The sequence below is a fragment of the Rhizobium sp. 57MFTsu3.2 genome (assembly GCF_012932765.1).
GTDB lineage: Bacteria > Pseudomonadota > Alphaproteobacteria > Rhizobiales > Rhizobiaceae > Rhizobium > Rhizobium altiplani.
This window is the reverse complement of the sequence record NZ_JDWI01000012.1, coordinates 55,846-77,247: the sequence shown is the minus strand read 5'-3', so window position 1 is coordinate 77,247 and position 21,402 is coordinate 55,846. Positions and strand designations below refer to the sequence as shown.

General features: G+C 59.7%; 15 protein-coding genes and 1 tRNA gene. 10 read left to right on the top strand and 6 right to left on the bottom strand.

What is annotated here, in order from left to right; translation table 11 throughout:
* The first annotated feature begins 7 nt into the window (after positions 1–7).
* From AF71_RS14925 to AF71_RS14915, 3 genes are read left to right on the top strand one after another with little or no spacing between them, the layout of a single operon-like run.
* Complete coding sequence (locus AF71_RS14925; protein WP_169681895.1) at positions 8–1,993, top strand: acetyl/propionyl/methylcrotonyl-CoA carboxylase subunit alpha; 1,986 nt, start codon at positions 8–10, stop codon at positions 1,991–1,993.
* On the top strand, positions 1,993–2,874 hold the full coding sequence (locus AF71_RS14920) for a hydroxymethylglutaryl-CoA lyase (RefSeq protein ID WP_112644052.1): 882 nt from the start codon (positions 1,993–1,995) through the stop codon (positions 2,872–2,874). Before AF71_RS14925 ends, AF71_RS14920 begins: the two co-directional genes overlap by 1 nt.
* On the top strand, positions 2,874–3,650 hold the full coding sequence (locus tag AF71_RS14915; protein WP_210258273.1) for a crotonase/enoyl-CoA hydratase family protein: 777 nt from the start codon (positions 2,874–2,876) through the stop codon (positions 3,648–3,650). The genes AF71_RS14920 and AF71_RS14915 overlap by 1 nt, the downstream gene beginning before the upstream one ends.
* Before the next feature lie 158 nt (positions 3,651–3,808).
* Here AF71_RS14915 and AF71_RS14910 read toward each other — a convergent pair whose 3' ends face one another.
* The 3 genes from AF71_RS14910 to AF71_RS14900 all read right to left on the bottom strand — a co-directional run bounded on the left by AF71_RS14910 (position 3,809) and on the right by AF71_RS14900 (position 8,811).
* A complete protein-coding gene (locus AF71_RS14910; RefSeq protein ID WP_169681894.1) occupies positions 3,809–4,711 on the bottom strand; it encodes an alpha/beta hydrolase in 903 nt (300 codons plus the stop codon).
* Positions 4,712–4,921: 210 nt separating this feature from the next.
* Positions 4,922–6,145: an alpha/beta hydrolase gene (locus AF71_RS31685; RefSeq protein ID WP_246733660.1), complete on the bottom strand. Its 1,224-nt coding sequence runs from the start codon at positions 6,143–6,145 to the stop codon at positions 4,922–4,924.
* A 551-nt stretch (positions 6,146–6,696) separates the two neighbouring features.
* Positions 6,697–8,811 (bottom strand): carboxy terminal-processing peptidase, encoded by a 2,115-nt coding sequence (locus AF71_RS14900; protein ID WP_169681893.1) that lies wholly within the window; start codon positions 8,809–8,811, stop codon positions 6,697–6,699.
* A 368-nt stretch (positions 8,812–9,179) separates the two neighbouring features.
* Between AF71_RS14900 and AF71_RS14895 the strand changes: the two genes are divergently transcribed.
* Positions 9,180–9,485 (top strand): hypothetical protein, encoded by a 306-nt coding sequence (locus AF71_RS14895; RefSeq protein ID WP_018855961.1) that lies wholly within the window; start codon positions 9,180–9,182, stop codon positions 9,483–9,485.
* 111 nt (positions 9,486–9,596) lie between these two features.
* On the opposite strand, the gene AF71_RS14890 is transcribed toward AF71_RS14895, so the two are convergent.
* On the bottom strand, positions 9,597–10,001 hold the full coding sequence (locus AF71_RS14890; protein ID WP_037214600.1) for a response regulator: 405 nt from the start codon (positions 9,999–10,001) through the stop codon (positions 9,597–9,599).
* A gap of 400 nt (positions 10,002–10,401) precedes the next feature.
* Here AF71_RS14890 and bcsN point away from each other — a divergent pair, with 400 nt between their 5' ends.
* The 5 genes from bcsN to AF71_RS14865 are packed head-to-tail and all read left to right on the top strand — an operon-like array spanning position 10,402 to position 19,437.
* Complete coding sequence (gene bcsN / locus AF71_RS14885) at positions 10,402–11,367, top strand: cellulose biosynthesis protein BcsN (RefSeq protein WP_245271616.1); 966 nt, start codon at positions 10,402–10,404, stop codon at positions 11,365–11,367.
* A 57-nt stretch (positions 11,368–11,424) separates the two neighbouring features.
* A complete protein-coding gene (bcsA, locus tag AF71_RS14880) occupies positions 11,425–13,614 on the top strand; it encodes a UDP-forming cellulose synthase catalytic subunit (protein ID WP_169681890.1) in 2,190 nt (729 codons plus the stop codon).
* Entirely contained in the window at positions 13,614–16,091 is a 2,478-nt protein-coding gene (locus AF71_RS14875) for a cellulose biosynthesis cyclic di-GMP-binding regulatory protein BcsB (protein WP_169681888.1), read from the top strand. The genes bcsA and AF71_RS14875 overlap by 1 nt, the downstream gene beginning before the upstream one ends.
* Complete coding sequence (locus tag AF71_RS14870; RefSeq protein WP_018855956.1) at positions 16,088–17,137, top strand: glycosyl hydrolase family 8; 1,050 nt, start codon at positions 16,088–16,090, stop codon at positions 17,135–17,137. The genes AF71_RS14875 and AF71_RS14870 overlap by 4 nt, the downstream gene beginning before the upstream one ends.
* Positions 17,134–19,437 carry a cellulose synthase gene (locus AF71_RS14865; RefSeq protein ID WP_169681887.1) on the top strand — a complete coding sequence of 768 codons (2,304 nt, stop codon included), beginning with the start codon at positions 17,134–17,136 and terminating at the stop codon, positions 19,435–19,437. The genes AF71_RS14870 and AF71_RS14865 overlap by 4 nt, the downstream gene beginning before the upstream one ends.
* Before the next feature lie 188 nt (positions 19,438–19,625).
* Here AF71_RS14865 and AF71_RS14860 read toward each other — a convergent pair.
* Both AF71_RS14860 and AF71_RS14855 read right to left on the bottom strand, forming a co-directional pair.
* Positions 19,626–19,715: transfer RNA gene (locus AF71_RS14860), tRNA-Ser, on the bottom strand.
* 104 nt (positions 19,716–19,819) lie between these two features.
* Positions 19,820–20,635, bottom strand: a complete 816-nt coding sequence (locus AF71_RS14855; protein ID WP_169681884.1) for a DUF429 domain-containing protein — start codon at positions 20,633–20,635, stop codon at positions 19,820–19,822.
* Here AF71_RS14855 and AF71_RS14850 point away from each other — a divergent pair.
* A complete protein-coding gene (locus tag AF71_RS14850; protein ID WP_169681841.1) occupies positions 20,556–21,383 on the top strand; it encodes a hypothetical protein in 828 nt (275 codons plus the stop codon). The genes AF71_RS14855 and AF71_RS14850 overlap by 80 nt on opposite strands.
* The last annotated feature ends 19 nt before the right edge of the window (positions 21,384–21,402 follow it).

The following is a 21,402-nucleotide window of genomic DNA, read 5'->3' as shown; positions in this document are numbered from 1 at the left end:
GGTAGCGATGTTCCAGAAAATTCTCATCGCAAACCGTGGCGAGATTGCTTGCCGGGTGATCCGAACCGCCAGGCGCATGGGGATCGCCACGGTGGCGGTCTATTCGGATGCCGATGTTGGGGCGCTGCACGTCGAGATGGCCGACGAAGCGGTTCGGCTGGGGCCCGCGAGCGCGCAGGAGAGTTACCTCTCGATCGAGCGGATCCTTTCTGCGGCGCAGCGAACTGGCGCCGAAGCCATTCATCCTGGTTACGGGTTTCTCTCGGAGAATGCAGACTTCGCCGCAGCCGTAGAGGCGGCAGGCATTGTCTTCATTGGGCCGCAGCCGTCGTCCATTCGTGCCATGGGATTGAAGGATGCCGCAAAGGCGTTGATGGATCAGTCGGGCGTGCCGGTCGTTCCCGGCTACCATGGCGAGGAACAAGACGACGGGTTTCTCGCCGATCAGGCGACCCTGATCGGGTACCCCGTGCTGATCAAGGCACGCGCGGGTGGCGGCGGCAAGGGCATGCGCCGCGTCGACAGCGAGGAGGATTTTCCCGAAGCACTTGCTGCTGCGCGGCGAGAGGCGAAGGCCGCATTCGGCGACGATGCCGTTCTGATCGAGCGCTACCTCATTCGCCCGCGCCATATCGAGGTTCAGATCTTCGGCGATCGGCACGGCAATGTTGTGCATCTTTTCGAACGTGATTGTTCGCTCCAGCGCCGCCATCAGAAGGTGATCGAAGAAGCGCCGGCGCCGGGAATGACGCCGGAGATGCGTCGTGCCATGGGTGAAGCCGCGGTACGCGCGGCGCGTGCCATTTCTTATCGTGGTGCCGGCACCGTCGAGTTCATCGCGGATGTCTCGAACGGCCTCTGGCCGGATCGTTTCTATTTCATGGAGATGAATACCCGTCTTCAGGTCGAGCATGCCGTTACCGAAGCGATTGCCGGGGTCGATCTCGTCGAGTGGCAATTGCGTGTGGCGTTCGGCGAGCCGCTACCGAAGAAGCAGTCGGAGCTTGAGATCTATGGCTGGGCCTTCGAGGCCCGGATCTACGCGGAGGATGCGGCCAAAGGCTTCCTGCCCGCGACGGGGACGATCAGGCATCTGGATTTTCCGGAGGTTACGGCGCGGATCGATGCCGGGATCCGTCCGGGCGATACCGTCTCGGCTCACTACGATCCCCTGATCGCCAAGATGGTCGTACACGGGCCCAGCCGGAGTGTCGCCCTGTTGCGACTGACCAGGGCCTTGCAGAGCTCGCATGTCGTCGGTGTCACCACCAATCTCGACTTCCTCGCCAGATTGAGCGAGCAGGACGAATTTGTCGCTGGCCATCCGGATACCGGGCTGATCGATCGCAATCTTCAATCTCTGACCGCGCTCGAGCCGCCTGCGGACACGGTGATCGCGCTTGCTGGCGTGTTGTCACTGGGTACGCTTGCGCGATCATCGGATGGCGATCCCTGGCTGACGCTGGGACATTGGCAGCTTTGGAGCGAGATGCAGCGCATCGTCGTTCTGACCTATGAAGGAGGGCATTCAACGCTACGGATTGCGGCCAAGGGTTTCGATTTCTTCGCCGTGCATGATGGACGGCGGGTCATTCCCGTGAAGATCGTCAGCCGGCAGGACGATGGTTGCCGGGTGGAGGTCGATGCCCGGCAGGTGCAGGTCAAGGCCAGTATGGCGGCGCATCACCTGGTCGTCAGCGTCGACCACCGAACGCATGTGTTCCATCTCGGTAACCCGCTCGATTTCAGTGCCACGGATGTTGCTGATGGCAACAGACTGATCGCGCCGATGCCGGGCTTTGTGAAGATCGTGCGGACGAGTTCGGGGGCGGAGGTCGCCAAGGGTGATGCGCTTGTCGTCATGGAAGCCATGAAGATGGAGCTGACGCTTGTCGCAGCCCGCGATGGGACGGTGGAAGCCGTCGAGGTGAGCGAAGGGCAGCAAGTCGACGAAGGCGCCGTACTTCTGACGCTGCGGGTAGAGGAGACGTGATGCAGCCCGGAGAATCGTCATTGCTGCCCCGGGACGTCTCGATCGTCGAGATGGCACCGCGCGATGGCCTCCAGAACGAGAAGAACCTGATCCCGACGGCGACGAAGATCGCCCTCATCGACATGATCTCGGAATGTGGTTTCGAGCGGATCGAGGCGACGAGCTTTGTCAGCCCGAAGTGGGTGCCGCAACTTGCTGACGCCGCCGAAGTGATGGCCAGCATCAAGCGCCGGCCGGGGGTCCGCTATGCCGTTTTGACCCCGAATATGAAGGGGTTTGAGGCTGCAATGGCCGCGGGCGCGGACGAAGTCGCGATCTTTGCGTCCGCCTCGGAGAGCTTCTCGCAACAGAATATCAACTGTTCCATCGCCGAGAGTATCGAACGCTTCAAGCCGGTTGCCGAAGCAAGCCGTGCACGTGGCGTTCCAATGCGTGGCTATGTCAGCTGCGTGGTCGAATGTCCCTATGAGGGGGCCATTTCGCCGGATGCGACGGCGCGCGTCGTCGAGAGCCTGCATGCATTGGGCTGCTACGAGATCAGTCTCGGCGACACGATTGGCAAGGGACGACCGGAAGAGGTCGATCAGATGCTGGTAACGGTCCTCTCCTGTGCGCCGGCGACGATGCTTGCGGGTCATTTCCACGACACCGACGGCTGGGCCTTGGACAATATCGGGGTTTCCTTGAAGCACGGGCTGCGGGTTTTCGACGCGTCGGTCGGCGGATTGGGCGGTTGCCCCTATGCTCCGGGCGCAAAGGGCAATGTCGATACTTTGGCTGTCGCTGAGTTCCTTACCCGCAAGGGCTATCGGACCGGGCTCGCGCCCGAGAAGCTGGAAGAGGCCGCCGATTTTGCCCAGAGCCTAAGGAGCGAGGCATAATGCCGAAAACGCTGATGATTTCGATCGACGAACGCGGCGTTGCGCGGCTTGCGCTCACCCGTGAGGACAAGCACAATGCCATGTCCGCCGAAATGATCGACGAGTTGACGGAGGCCGCAAGCGCGCTCGGGTCGGATGGACGGGTGCGAGTCGTCGTGCTTGCTGGAGCGGGCAAGAGCTTCTGTGCCGGCGGTGACCTGGAGTGGATGAGAGCCCAGTTCAAGGCGAGCCGGGCGAAGAGAATCGCCGAAGCGCGGCGGCTGGCGATGATGTTCAAGGCCCTGAACGAGCTTCCGAAGCCGCTCATTGGCTGCGTCCACGGGAGCGCCTTTGGCGGCGGTATCGGGCTGATCAGCGTCTGCGATACAGTGATTGCCTCGGAGGCGGCGCGCTTCGGCCTGACGGAAGTTCGGCTTGGGTTGATACCGGCAACGATCAGCCCTTACGTCGTAGCGCGGATCGGCAGCTCTGCGGCACGATCCCTCTTCGTCTCCGGTCGAACCTTCGATGCTGCCCATGCCAAATCCATCGGTCTCGTCGCCTCTGTTGTTCCCGCTGCGAACCTCGACCGTGCTGTCGACCTCGAGATCGCGGAATTCATCGCGGCCTCACCGGAGGCAGCGACACGCGCCAAGGCCCTTGCGCGGTCTCTTGCGCCGCCCATCACGGAAAAGATCATCGAGAGCGTGATTTCCCAGCTTGCAGATAGCTGGGAGACCACAGAGGCGCAGGCGGGCATAACCGCCTTCTTCGAAAAGCGGCGGTCGAATCCATAACGGGAAGCTTCGAGACCGGTCAGTGGCGGCACGGTGAAGGCGGCGTGTGAGGTCGGATGGCCGAGAGGGCGCGCCAGTTATCCGACATTCGAAGCCAGCTGTGTGTGTACTGGTGCCGTATCCTTCGCCGTTGGAGGAACTGAAACTCGTCCGCGCGGTCAAGTGCGATTGTAAGCGGGACTTGTTCCAGCCAATGTGCTCCCTTCCAGCCTCGAAGAGATACCTTTCCGGGACACCTTTGCGTCATCTGCAAAACGACATAGCTCATCGTTGAACCTGGTAGGGTTCTCCAAAAAAGGTGCGTGCCCCGTTGCCGCATACCACGATGCCGTGGCTTCAGGACATAACGCTAGAAGGTGCCGCCCCATCGCCGGCAGGATCACCGTGTCCTCTTGGCCGTGCGTGACAAGGACGGGCACTGCAAGAGCGGTCAGTACATCGTCAGAATCGATCTCGCGGGCCAGCAGCGCAGCCCGGATTTTCGCTGGCACGGCCATGTTCCAGCAGATCGCCGTTTCGAATACCTCGGAAGGCAGTTGCGAATAAGTACACCCGCGCACGAAATTGCGGATTGCTTCGATGTTGCCAGGCAGGTCCTCGCTCGTGGCACCAATTACATGATCAAGGAAGCCCGGGCCAATCAAGGTGCCGAACCCGGCGTTATTGAGCGTGGTCGCCGCGCCTACAAAGTTGATGCCCGCAACCTTCGCCGTTCCATGGGCGCGGAGGTAGTCGCAAATAATGAAGCCGGCGTAGGACCAGCCCACAAAAACGGGACTGCCGAGGTTGAGTTGATCTACGACAGCGGCGATATCGTCGGCCCAAAGCTGCGGCTCAGTATAATACTCCGTTTCGAGCGGGGCCTCCGACATGCCGTGACCGCGCAGGTCCAGGGCTACAAGGCGAAAATCCTCGGCAAGCATGCTCTCATACTGGTTCTTCCAGCAGAGATGGTTCTGCGACCACCCGTGGATGAAGAGGATCGAAGGAGCGTCCTCTTTTCCCCACTCGCGAACATGCAGTCGCAATCCTGCGCCGCCGGTTACAGTGTGAACCTTCATCGTCGTGCCTCCTCGTCAGCGTCGAGAACTGTAGGAAGCACTTTATTCTGCCGGCGTGAGAAGGAGTGTGGGAGGAATCGTTGAAAATGCCGGGCGGATCGTTGAAAATGCGCCCCTCGGCTGCGATCGCGCTTGAACGAGAGGCGGGAGCCAAACTCGGTTGATAGCGTCTCCAAGACCGTCGGGCGCGCCAAGGCGCCAGTCACAAGGCTACGCTGTTTCGGCGACGAAGCGCGTTACTTCACGTACAAACCGCTCAAAGGCGGGTTCGTTGGCGAGGAGAATGTGGTTGGCGCTATCGAGATCGACAAATCGAGCCCCGGGGATGCCGGTCGCAAACTCCCTTCCGCACTGAAAGGGAACGACCATGTCTTTTCTTGCGTGCAAGACCAGCGTCGGAATCGTCACCTGCGACAGGACATCCGAAACGTCGATCTCTCCGAACGCCTCGTGCAGGCGACCTGCGTTGCTGGGCAAGACAGAAATGCGCTGCAATTCGTCAAACCAATCCATCTGCACCTCGTCCGCCCCTGGAATGAACATTGCAGTGAACAGATGTCGAAAAACCGGATTGTTCTGACCCCATCCTTCCCTGATCAAAGCGGTCATTGCCTCATGCGTGGCCACCTCATGGCTGTCGCTTCGCTTTCGCCAGCCTTTTACAAATCCTCCGTACAGGATGAGCCCCGAAACCCGTTCGGGGTGTCGGACAGCGTAGGCAACGGAGACGGCACAGCTTTGCGATACGCCCAGCAGCGTGAACCGATCGAGGCCCGCCGCGTCGACCACGCTCTCCAGGTCCGCAATCATCGCCGCAAACGAGATATCCTCGGCAATCCAGTCCGAGAGTCCGGTGCCGCGCTCGTCGTAGCGTATCAGCTTCGTCTTCTCCGACAGGGCGTCGATCCAATGCGTCCACACCGGACTTTCCCAATCATACTGGAGATGCGACATCCAATGTGCGGCTCTTACGATCGGTGATCCCCGCCCACACACCGCGTAAGCGATTGTTACCCGATCCGCGGTTTTGCAGAAGCGAATTTCCTGCGATCTTTTGCTGGGCGTCACTGCTGGCCACGGGACATCCGTTTCAAAGTTCCGCGAGATGAAAGCTGATCCAGGCTGTGAAGGTGGAAGTGACCGGAGTGGGACATCGCGAGACCCGTTGCTCACGCCGGAGACTGAAGGCTCCGGCCACTGTTCGGGGCGATCGACGGCGGCAATCTCGTTGGTAAGGCGATCGAGCACCAGGGAATAGACGTTTACTCGCTCAGGTCGGTCTTGCAGGCGTCGAACAAGGGCGCGCAGAATCTCCATGTGCACCCGAAGCGCAATATCCCGGTGACATAGCCGCCACGCTTCAAAGTTTGGGCAGTGCGGGAGGCATAGGCCATCGAGAAATTCACCACGAAATGTCGCGGCAAGCGACTCCAATCTCTCCGTGTCCAAGCGGTCGAGGTCCGCGGGCCTCAGAGAAGCCATACCCTTGAAGTCCACCTCGACCGTCTGGGGGCTGAGGAGAACGGAATTGTGGTCCGCATGCAGACGCACATGACCTTCCGTATTCACGATTGGCCTCAGCTTGTGAAGGCTCCACCTTAAGGAAGCCCGAGGGTCGTCCGGAACTTCCCAGAACATCTTGCAAAGATGCTCGCGACGTTGGGCTCTTCCGACGACAGCCAAATAGGCAAGAAGGGCACGGGTTTTCTTTGACTGCGGCAGAGGCAAAAGCTGTCCCTGCTGCGTGACGTTAAGTTCGCCCAATACCTTGATGGTTAGCTGGCCGACCATGATACACTAACCCAACGGAGTGCTCAGCCGACAGCTTAGAGCAATGCAGCTCAAGATAAAATCGGCTTCGCCTACCGTTCGGCCAGCTACGAGCGCGGGCAGCCGCAAGTGTATCCGATGGGGCCGCAGGCAGTCACGAGATCTCGCTTGCCGAACTCGGTTCGGTTTACCGCCTGCCACGCCATCGGATAGAGCTATTTTCCGTCGGTCCTTCCCGATAGTTTTGCCGCAGTGTTTGCCTTCCCCTGTAAGTCGGCCTCATCGGCAAGAATGGCGGCGGTCTCGTTCAGCAAGACGTCTTTTGCGTTCTTGCGGGCATTTTCCATGGCAATATCAGCGCTCAGGCTGCGCTCGTTTGACTGCAGTCCATCATCTGAACCAGGATCTTCGCTATCGCTTGCTTGCGCTTGAGACTTGAGCCGCTCCTCGCGAGCAGCCGCTTCCTTGCGACGTTCGGCTTCATTCAGGGAGATAACCCCTTTCTCGCGCTGCGCCTTCAGGTCAGCAATGTCTTTCAACAGTCGTTGGAAGTCCGGGTCGCTCTCGACCCGTGCATCATGGCGGCTTTGCAACGTCGGCAGCGATGCCGCTACAACGTTTGCGGGCGTATAGTTCGCAGGCTTGATTTGCGCCCAGGGCAGGGCGTTATCATAACTTGTTTCGCCGAAGCTTGTCGGATCCGAGAACCCCGGCAAGCTGATATCAGGCGTCACGCCCCGCAGCTGCGTCGTACCGCCATTGATCCGGAAAAACTGGGCAATCGTCACTTTCAGCTCGCCGAATTCCGGTTTGCTGTTGCGAACCATGTCATCAAGATCGACGACGGTTTGAACGGTACCTTTACCGAAGCTTGGTTCGCCGACGATCACGCCTCGACCGTAATCCTGGATCGCCGCGGCAAAGATCTCCGACGCCGATGCTGATCCGCGATTGATCAGGACGCCCACGGGGCCTGTCCAGACTGGCGCCTTAAAATCAGCGCGTCTCACCGCGACCTTGCCGTCGCTGCCGCGTTGTTGAACGACCGGACCCTTGCCGATGAACAGACCGGTCAAATCGACCGCTTCGTCTAGTGAGCCGCCGCCATTGTTGCGCAGGTCAATAAGAACGCTGTCGACCTTTTCTTGCTCCAGTTCGCCGAGAAGCTTTGCGACGTCGCGGGTTGCGCTCTTATAGTCCTTGTCGCCTTTGCGCTTGGCTTCAAAATCCTCATAGAATGCCGGTAGGGTGATCACCCCGACTTTACGCGTGGCGTCGCCCACTTTCGCGGGCAGCACGGTCTTGCTGGCAGCCTGCTTCTCGAGGCTGATTTTGTCGCGCACCAGGCTGATAGTGCGATGGGTGGCATCTGCTCCGGCATCCGCCGGCAGGACGTCCAAGCGCACGACGGAGCCTTTCTTGCCTCGTATCAATTGCACGACTTCATCGAGGCGTGTACCCATCACGTCCTTTATCGCCCCGTCCTTGCCTTGACCGACACCGGTGATGCGGTCTCCAACCGAGAGCTTACCGGATAGCTGCGCCGGCCCCCCAGGCACGAGTTCACGGATTGTCGTGTAGTCGTCGCGTTCCTGTAGCACCGCACCGATGCCAACCAGCGAAAGCTTCATCGCGATATCGAAGTCGGCGGAAGCGGTCGCGCCGAAATAGTCCGTGTGCGGGTCGACCGAGGTCGTATAGGCGTCCATGAACGACTGGAAAACGTCGTCGCTCTTGTACTTGTAAGCGCGCTCGAGCGTGTTTGCGTACCGTTTGTCGAGCGTCTCGCGAATAGCCGCGTCGGCTTTACCGCCTAGTTTCAACCGCAACCAGTCGCTTTTGACGCGCTTGCGCCAAAGCTCGTTGCTGTCGGCTTCCGACTGCGGCCAAGGTTCCTTATCGCGCAGGACGGAAAAATCTTCCTTCGCACCGAAATCGAAGTCCTGCTTAATCAAGGTGCGCGCGTAGTTCATGCGGTCGACAACGCGCTTCTCATACACGTTGAAGATCGCAAACGGGATCTTCAAGTCCTCCCGTTTGATGGAATCGTCGATCTCGTTCCGTTCAGACATGAACTTGTCGATATCCGCTTGCAGAAAGAGCATGTGGTCCGGATCGAGGGACTTGATGTACCGATCCAGGACCTTGGCCGACAAGGCGTCGTCAAGAGGAATGGGTTTATAGCTGAACCGCGTGAGGAATTGCGCACTTAGCTGAGCGGCTTGTGCCTGTTGCTTTTGCGGGTGCAAAACAGGCGGGGACGCGACGTCAGCATATGCAGGCTGTACGATTGCAAGAACTGCACCAAGGAAAACATAGGTTATGCGCATTCAGCGTTGATCCAATTCTTAATGCCGAGAGTCAATGTGCGATCTAGGTCAAGCAAATTATGGTTTTTTGACAATCGAATCGATCAAATCGCCAATTTCCTGCGGCGGAAAGTCCGTTCGACGGACAGTAAGTGCACCCGTCGCCGGGGTATTGCTGGGAGGAGCCGGAGATTCTGGCAAGCTTTTTTTGTGAGAAAGGTGAAAGCATGCTGGTGCACCCCCGCCCCTCCGCAACCGTTCATCTTCGTCACAGTGGAGATCGTAAACCAGCAGATCCGATAGAGGACGGATTCCACAAAGAATGAGTTGACCGTTTTCGATGGCGGGACGACACTTGCAACCTGCAGCAAGGTGGGAGAGAGAGAACGATGGACGAGCAAGACCGCTGGCGTCACATGGCAAGCGCGCCGAAAGACGGCAGTCGGATCCTCGTCACGATCCGCCAGTCCGAACAGGGGCCGGCAGAAGTCGACCTCGCCTATTGGTCGAATGGCGATCAGTTCGGTGCGGAAGGCTGGCGTGCCTCTGATTCCTCGCCAGGCCGAATCATTGAATATGCCGAGCCGGAAATGAAGTGCTGGATGCCGATGCCCTCGGCCAATCTCAATCGTGCGTCGATGCCCTCACCCTGGGAAGGCGACGACGCACAGGAGCTCGACGGGTCAGGGATTTGAGAGTTCGCGCCAGCATCGCTAACGCTTCTGTTGTGGCGCTGGCATCAATTGTATGGGGGCAGCCAGACTCCGCGTCCGCATGACCTTCAGGATGGTCACGACATCCTCGCGCTATCTGGCAGCGTTTGGCCGCTTCGGCAAAGAACGCGACGCGTGGGAACCGACCCGTCGCCCGATTTCGTTGGCGATAGCCTTTAGATCGTAAGGCTTGGGAAAGAAGCTCGCGTCCCAATCCAGGTCAGTAAGATCGATTTCACGACCAGACGTCACCAAGACGTGGATGAACGGCTTTGTCGCCTTGATGAGCCTCGCGAGATCCAGGCCGTTGAGTGCCCCAGGCATCTCCACGTCGGTCACGATCGCATCAACGTCATCGTTCACTCCAAGTGCCGCGATCGCCTCAAGCACGTTCCCGCATTCGATGACGCTATAACCTTCCTCAAGCAGTTGGTCTGCCAGCACGAAGCGAATGAGGGGTTCATCTTCCACGATAAGGATCTTTGCCACTACTCGCATACTCCGTTTCGGATGCCGGTCTAACGCGCCAGGAGAGCAAATCGGTCCTCAAGGAAGAATGCGATTTGGTTACATGTTTAATAAAATGCAAATCAGTTTCGCGAGATGATTTCGCAGTCTATCCAGGATGATCGACACACTGTGTTCAACGCCAGACGGAGAACACCGCGAGGATCGGAATCCGTCGACGACGTTGCCGGACAGCTGCACCGAGTGCCATTCCCTTCCCAGATCAACACTCGCTGTCGCACATTAACTATGGGTTAACCATAATCGTCGTTTACCATAGGTAGCGGCCTCAAGGGTCGTTGATTCGGAAGTCCAATGCGTAATCTCGCATGGGCGTGAGGAAAGACGATTGCGGCGACCCGAAACGTCCAGTGTACTGAAGGCGTCATGCTTGGCACTGCTTGCCGGGCTTGTGGTCGGATGTCAGTCGTCAGGAAATGTCAGGCGCCCAAACGTCTCCGAGACGGTGCCCGCCGAAAGGGCGCTGGCCTTGCCTCCGCCTGGTGGTCCCTCGATCGTCAGTGTCGTCGAGCGCAAGCGTGGCAATGGCACAGAGCAGACGATTTCGCTCTACACGTCGTCTTCCGTGTCCGGTCAGAATTTTCTCGGGGTGCAGTTTTTTGGGGCATCAGGAGCCAATCCTGGCATCGGAAACGCCTCCTTTAGGATGGTCAGCGAGGACGGGATAATCCGCGAAGCCTTTGCGGCCGTTCCCGGCGTGCAGATGACGCGCTCGGCGACTTATCTGCAAAACAGCTATGGACCGTTCGGCTATGCCTCGGGCCAGAGCGGTTCGGGCGATACCTGTATTTATGGCTGGCAGCAGATCCGCTCAAGCAGATCCGCGCAGACGCAAGTGCGCAACTTCGGAATGATCCAGGTACGGTTGCGCCTCTGTGATGCCCGGGCAACCGAAAGACAGTTGCTCGGAATCATGTATGGCTACACGATCGTTGGGATGCTGGATGGAGAAATCTGGAATCCGTTCGGGCATCCGCAGGGCACTGATCCGACGCTCGGGCGCCCCGGCAATCCGATCTATCCAGACGAGGGCGGCTATAGAAACACGCCGATGGCTTTTGGCTATGAACCAGCCCGTCCGGAAATCCAATCTCGTGTCGTTCGCGTACGCAGCGTTCAGCCGAGAGTCGAGGAGGCGCCCGTGCAATTGCCGCCGCCGACCGGCCCTCGCGTTCCGTTGCCTGATGGCTCGAGCAGTCTGCCGCAGCCAGACATGTCAGCCGCGCCTTCGGCCGAACAGACGCAACCGAGAACCGCGGTGGCGAGCGGCCTGACGGTGCCGTCACCGGAGTGCATAGGGGATTCGGCCATGACGGCCGCGTGCCAGAAGAAGTAGACGTGAGACGGCTGCGGTGTTCCTAAGCGCCCGGCCCGCATTGTCAAAGGGATGTTGATGCATAAAGCCCGAAGCATCATTACGTGGGCCTTCGTTTCTCTGTGCGTGATCGTTCTGATCACATTGCCTGTGAACCTGCAGACACAGCTGATCGCGAGCTTTGTTGTCGTCGCCGTGATGGCGATCATCAAGGGGCTGAAGGCTGAAGGCACCTGGAGACTGATTGCGCTTGCCTTTGGCACCTCCATCGTTCTTCGCTATGTCTATTGGCGAACGACCAATACGCTGCCGCCGATCAACCAGCCGGAGAATTTCATCCCTGGCCTGCTGCTCTATCTCGCGGAAATGTATAGCGTGGCGATGTTGGCGCTCAGCCTGTTCATCGTCGCCACGCCCTTGCCTCCGCGTCCATCGCGCGCGAGCAAGGAAGAGCGGTTTCCGCATGTCGACGTGTTCGTCCCCTCCTACAACGAGGACTCCCACCTTCTCGCCAACACGCTGGCTGCGGCAAAGGCCATGGATTATCCGGCCGAAAGACTGCACGTCTGGCTGCTGGATGACGGTGGTACACTGCAGAAGCGCAATTCCAACAAGCTTCTCGAAGCCCAGGCCGCGGTGGCGCGCCATGACGAACTCAAGAAGCTTTGCGAGGATCTCGACGTCCGCTACCTCACGCGTGACCGCAATGAGCATGCCAAAGCGGGCAACCTCAACAACGGAATGAAGCAATCAAGCGGCGAGCTGATCGCCGTGTTCGATGCGGACCACGCGCCGGCACGCGACTTCCTGCTCGAAACCGTCGGCTATTTCGACGACGATCCGAAGCTGTTTCTTGTCCAGACCCCGCATTTCTTCATCAATCCGGATCCGCTCGAACGAAATCTTAGAACCTTCGAGAGGATGCCGAGCGAGAACGAGATGTTTTACGGCATCATCCAGCGCGGTCTCGACAAATGGAATGCCGCCTTCTTCTGCGGTTCAGCCGCCGTCCTTAGCCGGAGGGCGCTCGAATCCCAGGGAGGCTTCAGCGGCATCAGCATCACCGAGGATTGCGAAACCGCGCTTGCGCTTCATGGCAGCGGATGGAACAGCATCTATGTGGACAAGCCGCTGATCGCCGGGCTGCAGCCCGCGACATTTGCGAGCTTCATCGGCCAGCGCAGCCGCTGGGCGCAGGGAATGATGCAGATCTTGCGTTTCCGTTTCCCGCTGCTGAAGCGTGGCCTGACACTGCCGCAACGCCTTTGCTATATGTCGTCGACGCTCTTCTGGCTCTTCCCCTTCCCGCGTACGATTTTCCTGTTCGCGCCGCTTTTCTATCTCTTCTTCGATCTTGAGATCTTCACGGCATCGGGCGGCGAGTTCCTGGCCTATACGCTTGCCTATATGCTCGTGAACCTGATGATGCAGAACTACCTCTACGGGTCCTTCCGCTGGCCGTGGATCTCGGAGCTCTACGAGTATGTCCAGACGGTCCACCTGCTCCCGGCGGTGGTTTCGGTCATGCTCAATCCGCGCAAGCCAACCTTCAAGGTGACGGCGAAGGACGAGTCGATTGCCGTCAGCCGCTTATCGGAAATCAGCCGGCCGTTCTTCGTGATCTTTGCTGTCCAGCTGATTGCTCTGGCGGTGACCATCTATCGCATCTATGCCGAGCCATATAAGGCCGATGTGACCTTGGTGGTCGGTGGCTGGAACGTCATCAACCTCATTATGGCCGGCTGTGCCCTCGGGGTCGTGTCCGAACGTGGCGAGCGGGCTGCGTCCCGACGCGTGCGTGTGAACCGGCGTTGTGAATTCGGGGTCGGTGGCAAGTGGTACACGGCATCGATCGAAGACGTGTCGGTGCACGGCGCGCGACTGCATGTTTTCAACAAGCAGCTGGATCCCATGGTGATCGGGACCGAGGGGGAAATTCGCTTTCAGCCTCATAGCGGCGCAAGCATGGAAACACTCCCCCTAATCGTCCGCAATATCCAGCCGTCCGGCGAGATCCTGGCCGTTGGCTGCCAATACATTCCGAAGCGCGCGCTCGACCACCGCCTGATCGCCGACCTGATCTTTGCGAATTCCAATCAGTGGACACAGTTCCAGCAGGCGCGACGCCATAACCCAGGCCTCATTCGAGGAACAATCTGGTTTCTCGGCCTTTCGCTCTATCAGACAAGCCGTGGCCTCGTGTACCTCTTCCGGAGCACGAGATCTGAGCGCGAGCGCCCGCATCAGGTCGCGAAGGCAGGAAACTGATGAGGAAGATCACATCAATCCTGGCGTTTCTCCTTTCCGCCCCCGCGGTTGCCTATGCACAGACCGCGCCCTTCGACATGTCGGGCGAGCGTGAGCAAGGGAGCGCCCCGATGGTGCCGCGCCTGACATTACCGGCCACGCCTGCGCCGGCGACCGGCCCGCAAACATCACCCCCCACGCCGCCTGCACCCGCTGCTAACCCGACGCCACCATTCGCCATCGCACCCGCCTCACCGCCAGCCGCGGCTCAACCGCCGCCCGCGCAGGTGGAAGCGCCTCGCCCACAAACTGCCACGCCACCCCCTCTGCCTGCCGTCCAATCAAGCCTAAGCGCCGCGCTTCGGAGATATGTTGTTCCGTTCGCCAAGCTCGGCCTGGATGGCGAGTATGATCGCAAGTCGTGGTCGGTCTACATCACGCCGGAGCAGGCCGCCGCGCCTGCAAAGTTCAACTTCGCCTATCAGAATGCGGTTGTTGTCGCCCCGGAGGCGTCACAACTGACCGTTCTTCTGAACAATCGGATCGTCGGCCAACAGGCGATCGCCTCACCGGATGCACCATCGAATGTCTCGTTTGATGTCCCAGCGGGACTGCTGCAACCGGGCGCAAATCTTCTGACATTCGAAGCCACACAACGCCACCGCACCGATTGTACCATTGAATCGACCTACGAGCTTTGGACGGATATCGACCCGGCAAAGACCTATCTGAGCTTCAGCGGTCAAGAGGCAGCGAAGTTTTCCAGCACGGACGCCATTCGCGCGATCGGCGTCGATGAAACCGGCAGGACGCAGTTCAATTTTGTCGTACCGGCACTCGAGCAGCCAGGCACGACAAAACCTCTTCTGCGCCTTGCCCAGGGACTCTCGGTTCTGAGCGGCATGCCGAACGAGACATTCTCCTTCAGCGCGGATGCACTGCCCCAGTCTGGTCCCGGGCGCATGACTGTGGTTGTCGGAACGCCGGCAGAGCTCCAACCGTTCTTCGCCCCCCCGCCGGCCGCGCAAGCGGCGCCGCTGGCCTCCTTTGTGACCGACCCGAAGTCGGGGGCACCCGTTCTTTTGATCAGCGGCCCGTCCTGGCCCGCAATTTCGGCCGCGATTGAAACCATTGTGTCGACGGTGGACCGGCCCGCGACCGCCATTCGCGATACGTTGGTAACCCAGCGTTGGAGCGCACCGGATGCACCGCTTGTTCTCTCGGCCACAAACCTGACATTTGCGCAGTTGGGCGTGAAGACAACGGAGTTTTCGGGACGACGCTTCCGGACCAGTTTCAACATCGCCGTGCCGTCTGATTTCTACGCGAACGCCTATGGCGATGCGACGGTACTGCTGGACGCCGCCTTCACGCAGAATGTCCTGCCCGGCAGCCATATCGACATCTACGTCAACGGCAACATCGCTTCAACGGTGCCGATTTCATCAACGGGTGGGGGCATCTTCCGGCACTTGCCCATTCGCGTGACGATGCGGCATTTCAAACCGGGCTTAAACACACTGTCCCTCGAAGCCATCCTGATGACGAAAGAGGACGACATCTGCGTGCCGGGCACGACGGCCGGTACCACGCCGCGCTTTGCGCTCTTCGACACCAGCGAGATTCACATTCCGGACTTTGCCCGCATCGGGCAGCGACCGAACCTCGCCGGACTGTCAGGGACTGGCTATCCCTACAATCGCGCGACACAGCCCATTCCGCTGTTCATCGACCGGATTGATAGCGACACGCTGTCGGCGACGGCCACGCTACTCGGGCAAATGGCAGTGGTTGCCGGCCGCCCGCTCGACATTGAACCGGCGGCGACACCGGGCGCCATCGGCGAACGGGATGCGATTTTCATCGGCTCGATCTCGCAGATGCCGCCGGCCGTGTTGACGCAGTTGAATGTAGCAACGACCAGTCAGGCGTCCTGGCGACCGCCCGCCGCCGTCCAATCGAACCAGACCGAGCCTTCTGTGACCTTTGACGATTGGCGCTCCAAGGTCAGCGGCGGGGTATGGCGCGGGCAGATCACATCATTTCAGGAGTGGCTGCGCCGCAACTTCGACATTTCGCTGAGTTCACTGCAGTTCGTACCAGGGTCCGAGGAAGTCTTCACGCCCTCGAACGACGACAGCTTCTTGATCGCTCAGGGCAAGAGCGCTGCCGGGGGATCCTCCTGGACGATTGTAACGGCTCCTTCCGCCAAGGACCTGCGCGAGGGCGCCGAAGCCGTGACCACACAGGTCAACTGGCCGCAGATCGCAGGTCATATCACCACCTATTCCAGCAAGACCGGCAAGGTCGAAAGCGTCCCGGTCGGTCGCTTCGATTTCGTGGCCTCTCAGCCCTGGTCCCTCTCAAATTATCGCCTGATTGCTGCGAACTGGCTATCAACGAACATACTGTCCTACGCCTTCCTTCTGGTCGTCCTTTCGCTGCTGATCGGTGTTACCACGGCAAGCATGCTTTCCCGGCTGGGCAGGCGCGAATGAAGAGGTTGCTGAAACTGCTCTGCGCCGCAAGCTTCGCGGTTGTTGCTGTCTGCCAGCCCGCGCAGGCGCAAGGTCCCGGAATTAGCCCGCAGGCATGGGGCGCCTACAAGGCGAAGTTCCTGGATGCCAGCGGCCGCATCGTCGATGATGGCAACGGCAATATCAGCCACAGCGAAGGCCAGGGTTACGGCCTGCTGCTTGCCTACCTTGCCAACAACCCAGCTGACTTCGAACAGATATGGTACTTCACGCGCACCGAACTGTTGCTGCGCGATGACGGCCTGGCCGCCTGGAGATGGGATCCTGCCGTCACGCCGCATGTCACCGATAGCAACAATGCATCGGATGGCGATCTGCTGATCGCCTATGCGTTGGCCCTTGCGGGGTCTGCGTGGAACAAGACCGACTATATGGAGGCGGCTGCGAAGATGGCTCAGGCCCTTCTTTCGCATGTCGTCATCAGTTCAAACGGACACACCCTGTTGCTCCCTGGCGTCAGCGGTTTCAATTCCCCTGATCGCAAGGACGGCCCCGTCATCAATCCCTCCTACTGGGTGTATGAGGCGATCCCGGTCATGGCGCTCCTGGCCCCGTCCAACGCCTGGCAGAAGCTGTCGGACGACGGTCTGCAGCTGCTGCAGGCCATGCAGTTCGGACCACGAAAACTGCCCGCCGATTGGGTGAGCCTCAATCGCATGCCGGAGCCCGCAGCCGGCTTCGACGCGGAATTCGGATACAACAGCCTGCGCATCCCGCTCTATCTCGTGCGCGCGGGAGTTTCGGACAAGGCTCTGCTGTCAAGATTGCGAAAGGGAATGACCGCCGAGGAGGGCACTCCGGCGACAATCGACCTCTCGTCCGGCAAGCCGAAGGCGCTGCTGTCGGACCCGGGTTATCGAATTGTTAACGATGTCGTGGCCTGTGTGACGGAAGGAACCAAGCTGCCTGAGTCGTCGCAGCATTTTGAGCCGTCGCTCTACTATCCATCGACCCTTCATCTTCTTGGGTTGGCATTTGTCGGGGAGAAGCATCCGGAGTGTCTGTGAAATCCTCATCCGTTGCAATTGTCGTTGCGGTGGCGGTGGCTGGTCTGGTGACCGCCCTGAGGGACCGCGTGGCACTTCAGGAGATGCTGGGCTTCGGGCAGTCGGGTCACGCAGCTGCGCCACAATTCATGCTCATGGGTCGTGTCACGGGACCGGAAACCAGTCCCAAGCCGCAGATCGACGTCCAGGCCATTGCCGATCGGCTACACGCAGCAACACTGGTTCCGCCGCTTCCTCAACAGGGTGAGACCGCCGGTGACGAGGCCGAAAAGTCGTTGATGGTCGCGCAGGCGCCTCAACAGCAGCCTACGGCGGCTCAGCCAGCCAAGTCAGCCCAGCCGAAAGTCGATGAGAGTGCCTTGCGCTATTTCGCCAGCCGCGGCGACAAGGCGCGCCTGCAGGCCGAGATCGCGCGGCTTCAGGCGCTGTACCCGAACTGGGTGCCGCCCGCCGATCCTCTGGCCGTTCCGCAGAGTGGCGACAGGCAGCTGGAGCAGATGTGGCAACTGTATTCGGAGGGACGCTACGCGGAACTCCGCAAGGCGATTGCCGACCGGCAGGCGTCCGAATCGGGATGGCAGCCGCCGCCTGACCTGCTTGACCGACTGGATGTCGCCGAGGCCCGCGCGCGCCTCGTCAATGCGTCGGACCTGAAGCAATATGCAACCGTCGTCCAGATCGGCGCCAATACACCGAGCCTCCTGACATGCAGCGACATCGACGTGCTATGGCGGGTTGCCGAAGCTTTCGCGAAGACCGATCGCGCACCGCGCGCCCGGGATGCCTATGTCTATATCCTGAAGAATTGCACAAATCCGCAAGAGCGTGTGGCGACCATTCAGAAGGCGGCCGCCTTGCTTTCCTACGCAGTGATGCAGGATCTCCTGGCGCTTGAACGCCCCGATGGCAACGGCGGCCGCGAATTCGATGGCATTCGCAATGAGCTTGCCCGCCGCTTTGTCGCCGCCGGCAACGATGACCCCGATCTGGCTGTGGCGCCGGCTTATCTTTCAATCGTGCAACGACTTGCTGAAACGGAGCGGCTGGCATCCGACAGCCTTCTTCTCGGCTGGTACCAGCTTCGCCGGGAAAACTATCCCGATGCGGAAAGATGGTTTCGGGCAGCGCGGGAGAAGGAAGACTCGGCAATCGCTTCCCAGGGTCTGGCGCTGGCGCTGATTGCCGAGAAGAAACCGCAAGAGGCGGAGGGCGTCATGTACAAGTGGCGTGGTGCCTCCAAGGATGCGACCGCGACATATCTTGCTGCGACGGCGAACCTGATGGCCCTGCAGCCGCCTGCCAACCTCAGCGAAGAGGTACTTTCGCGCATCGCCAGCGAAATCATTGCCCAGAAATATGTGCCGACGGCACAGCAATTCGGCTGGTTTGCCCGCACTCTCAATCAACCGCAAACAGCGGCGCGCTGGTTCGAGACGGCGCTACGCTGGAAGCCGGATGACGAACCGTCCGCTTACGGATTGGCCATCACGCGCCAGCAGTTGCGGGACCGGGCGGGCGTAGTTGAGATCCAGCGCCTGTGGGCTGGCAGGTCCGAGCGCATCGCACAGTTGGGTGAGGCCACGAACCAACGGACCACAACACCTCCCCTGCCCGCCCCTCCCGGGCAGATGGTGCCGCAAGGTCCAACGGCCGCGTCACCGGAGATCGTCCGGGCACCGCCGGAGCGCATCGAAAGTGCAAACCCGCCAGCCGTCACCGAGGTCGTACGCCAGCCTCCGATGCAAACCGTTACGGTTCGTCGCGGTGCACGGCAACTGCGCGGATGTACGACCACGGTCAATGCGCAACTGCTCGATCCGGAAACCGCACTGTCACGTGGCTGGTGCCTGATGGACATCAATCGTCCGATGGAGGCAGCCAAGGCTTTCGAGGCAGCGCTCGCCAGTCCAAACCGCAAGACGCGCGAGGACGCAGCCTATGGCCAGAGCCTCGCCTACCTGCGCGCCGGCCTATCCAACAATGCTGCCGTCGCCGCGACGAAGGCACCGCAGACGCAACAGCGCGCGGCCGAATTGCAGATTGCGATCCTGGCCGACCGGGCTCTCGCCGCCTTCGACGCAAAGCGTTATCGTGAGGCCTTGATATACCTCGATCAGCGCGCCCAGCTTCGCCAGGAACCCATCGATCTGATGGTGCTCCGCGGATATGCCTACCTGAACATGAAGATGTACGGCGACGCCGAGCGGATATTCACTGCCGCGGCCGCGATCGGCAACAAGGATGCAAACCGCGGTCTGGCCGATCTGAAGGCATCGACGCATCCTGATACCGTCGACTAGCGATAACGAGGATTGTTCTGCTGGCGCATGCATGTTGGCGTGAGCGGTGCCATTCAGCGTGCAGCTCACGCGGTCGCCGCGAGCATGGTCGCCGGGCGCACTTCACGCGCTGGATCCGACTCGTTACCAAGACGGGCTCCGCCGCCGGAGTTAGAGAAAACCACAACAAGGCAGCTAATTGGGGAAAATGGCGGAGAGGGTGGGATTTGAACCCACGATACCCTTGCAGGTATGCCGCATTTCGAGTGCGGTGCATTCGACCACTCTGCCACCTCTCCGCGGTCAGGTCGGCGCTTATTCGGCGCGGGGGGCTACATAGCGACAGAATGACGGGCTGGCAATTTGTGTTCCGGCACCGGCGATGTGGCCGAAGCGTGCCGTCTCAAGAAAGAGGAACGCCTCGAAGCTTTGCAGCCGCAATCAGACGCTCATGAACGCCGCCGATCGCCGGCGAGATCATGTAGCCACGCCGCAAATCTCCGATCATCACCGATTGATCGCGAGGTGCGACCATCCAATGCAGCCCGATCAGACCACATAGCAATGCGTCAAGCTTGTCTTGATCGCTCTTGCTCGGCGTCTCGTGTCTCGCCGCGATCGAGCACCATTCATCCAGGTGCCGCAAAGAGGCTGATGAACCGAAGCGACGGACTGCCTCAACGACCGCCTGCCAGTCCGTGAGCTTGAAACGCTTGCGGTTGGCGGGGTTGTATTTCGGGGCTGCTAGCCGAGAACAAAAAGCGCGTTCGACTGCTGCGAGCGCCAAAGCCGGGAAGACTTCGAGCAGGAACGTGCCGCTCGGCGCAATTCGTGCCAGCTCAGGATCCTCTGCCGCACCCAAAGCCTCCTTGAAGGTCCAGATTGGTGCAGCGTCATCAAACATACCTATTTTCGCCCGGCTTGCAGGCTGGACGCCGCCTCCGATCCAGGAAATTAACGACCCCGCTACTTTGTCGACCGGGCGCGAGCCGGTAAGGTTCGGAACTATCGTCGGCTGATCGAGAGCTATCACACACTTTCGCGCTTCATCTGTCTCGTCTTTGATAACAGAGAGCGCTTCCGCAAACGAGGCAAGCCTAGGCGCAAGATGAAGATCGATGCGGCCATGATCCAGACGGATGACGCATATTGCCCCGGGAGCTTTGGGATTGTCGGTCCACGCAGAATCAAACCCGATGATGGATGTTTTCGCATTCATAGCTTATGACGATACCGCTTGGGGGGAAACGATGGGGATACCACTACAGTATAGCTTGGACATTCCGACACGCTGCCTTGCTCTGCTTGATGCATGTGAGAAACAGATTGCAGTAAACGAAGCGCATGCCCGTCGATATGGTGGGCCATTGGATACTACGCTTCTTATTGCGCTGGCATCTCAGATGATACTCTTACCGATCGAGCGCATTGTGAAACATTTGGGCGACGAGGTGGTAGGCTATACAGATGATCGCCAGCTATCGCCGAAAGTAAGCGAGGCTCTCCGGAAGAAGATCCGCGGACGAAGTCTGCGTGACAATGCTCAACTAGCAGAATTCAGTTGGTCATTCATACCTAAGGCTGAAGTGTTCCCAACCTCAAAAGGGATCCCAGACGATGTAGCGGACCTATTAAGTGGCGGGCCCAGTCAACAGGCCGCACAACATATGTCCATGGATCAGTTCGTGTCTTGCTTGCGGAACTCGCTGGCGCACGGAGGTGTGATGTATCTCGACGAGAATGGATACACTTCGCGCTCGACTGCTGAGATGTTGCTTTTTGTCAGCGCCAAGCAATCACGCCCTGAGCCATTTTTTGATGAAAGCACCAAGAGAATTGTGGTTCCGCAGCCCGTCACCGAAGCGCTGCGGTTGTTAAGAATCTCGACCAAGGACTTCCGCAATTTTCTGTATGCCTGGAACGAGTGGCTGGACGAAGCGGGGATCTCACAGGAGATTGCCGCGTAATGCATTTTCGACTGCCCGC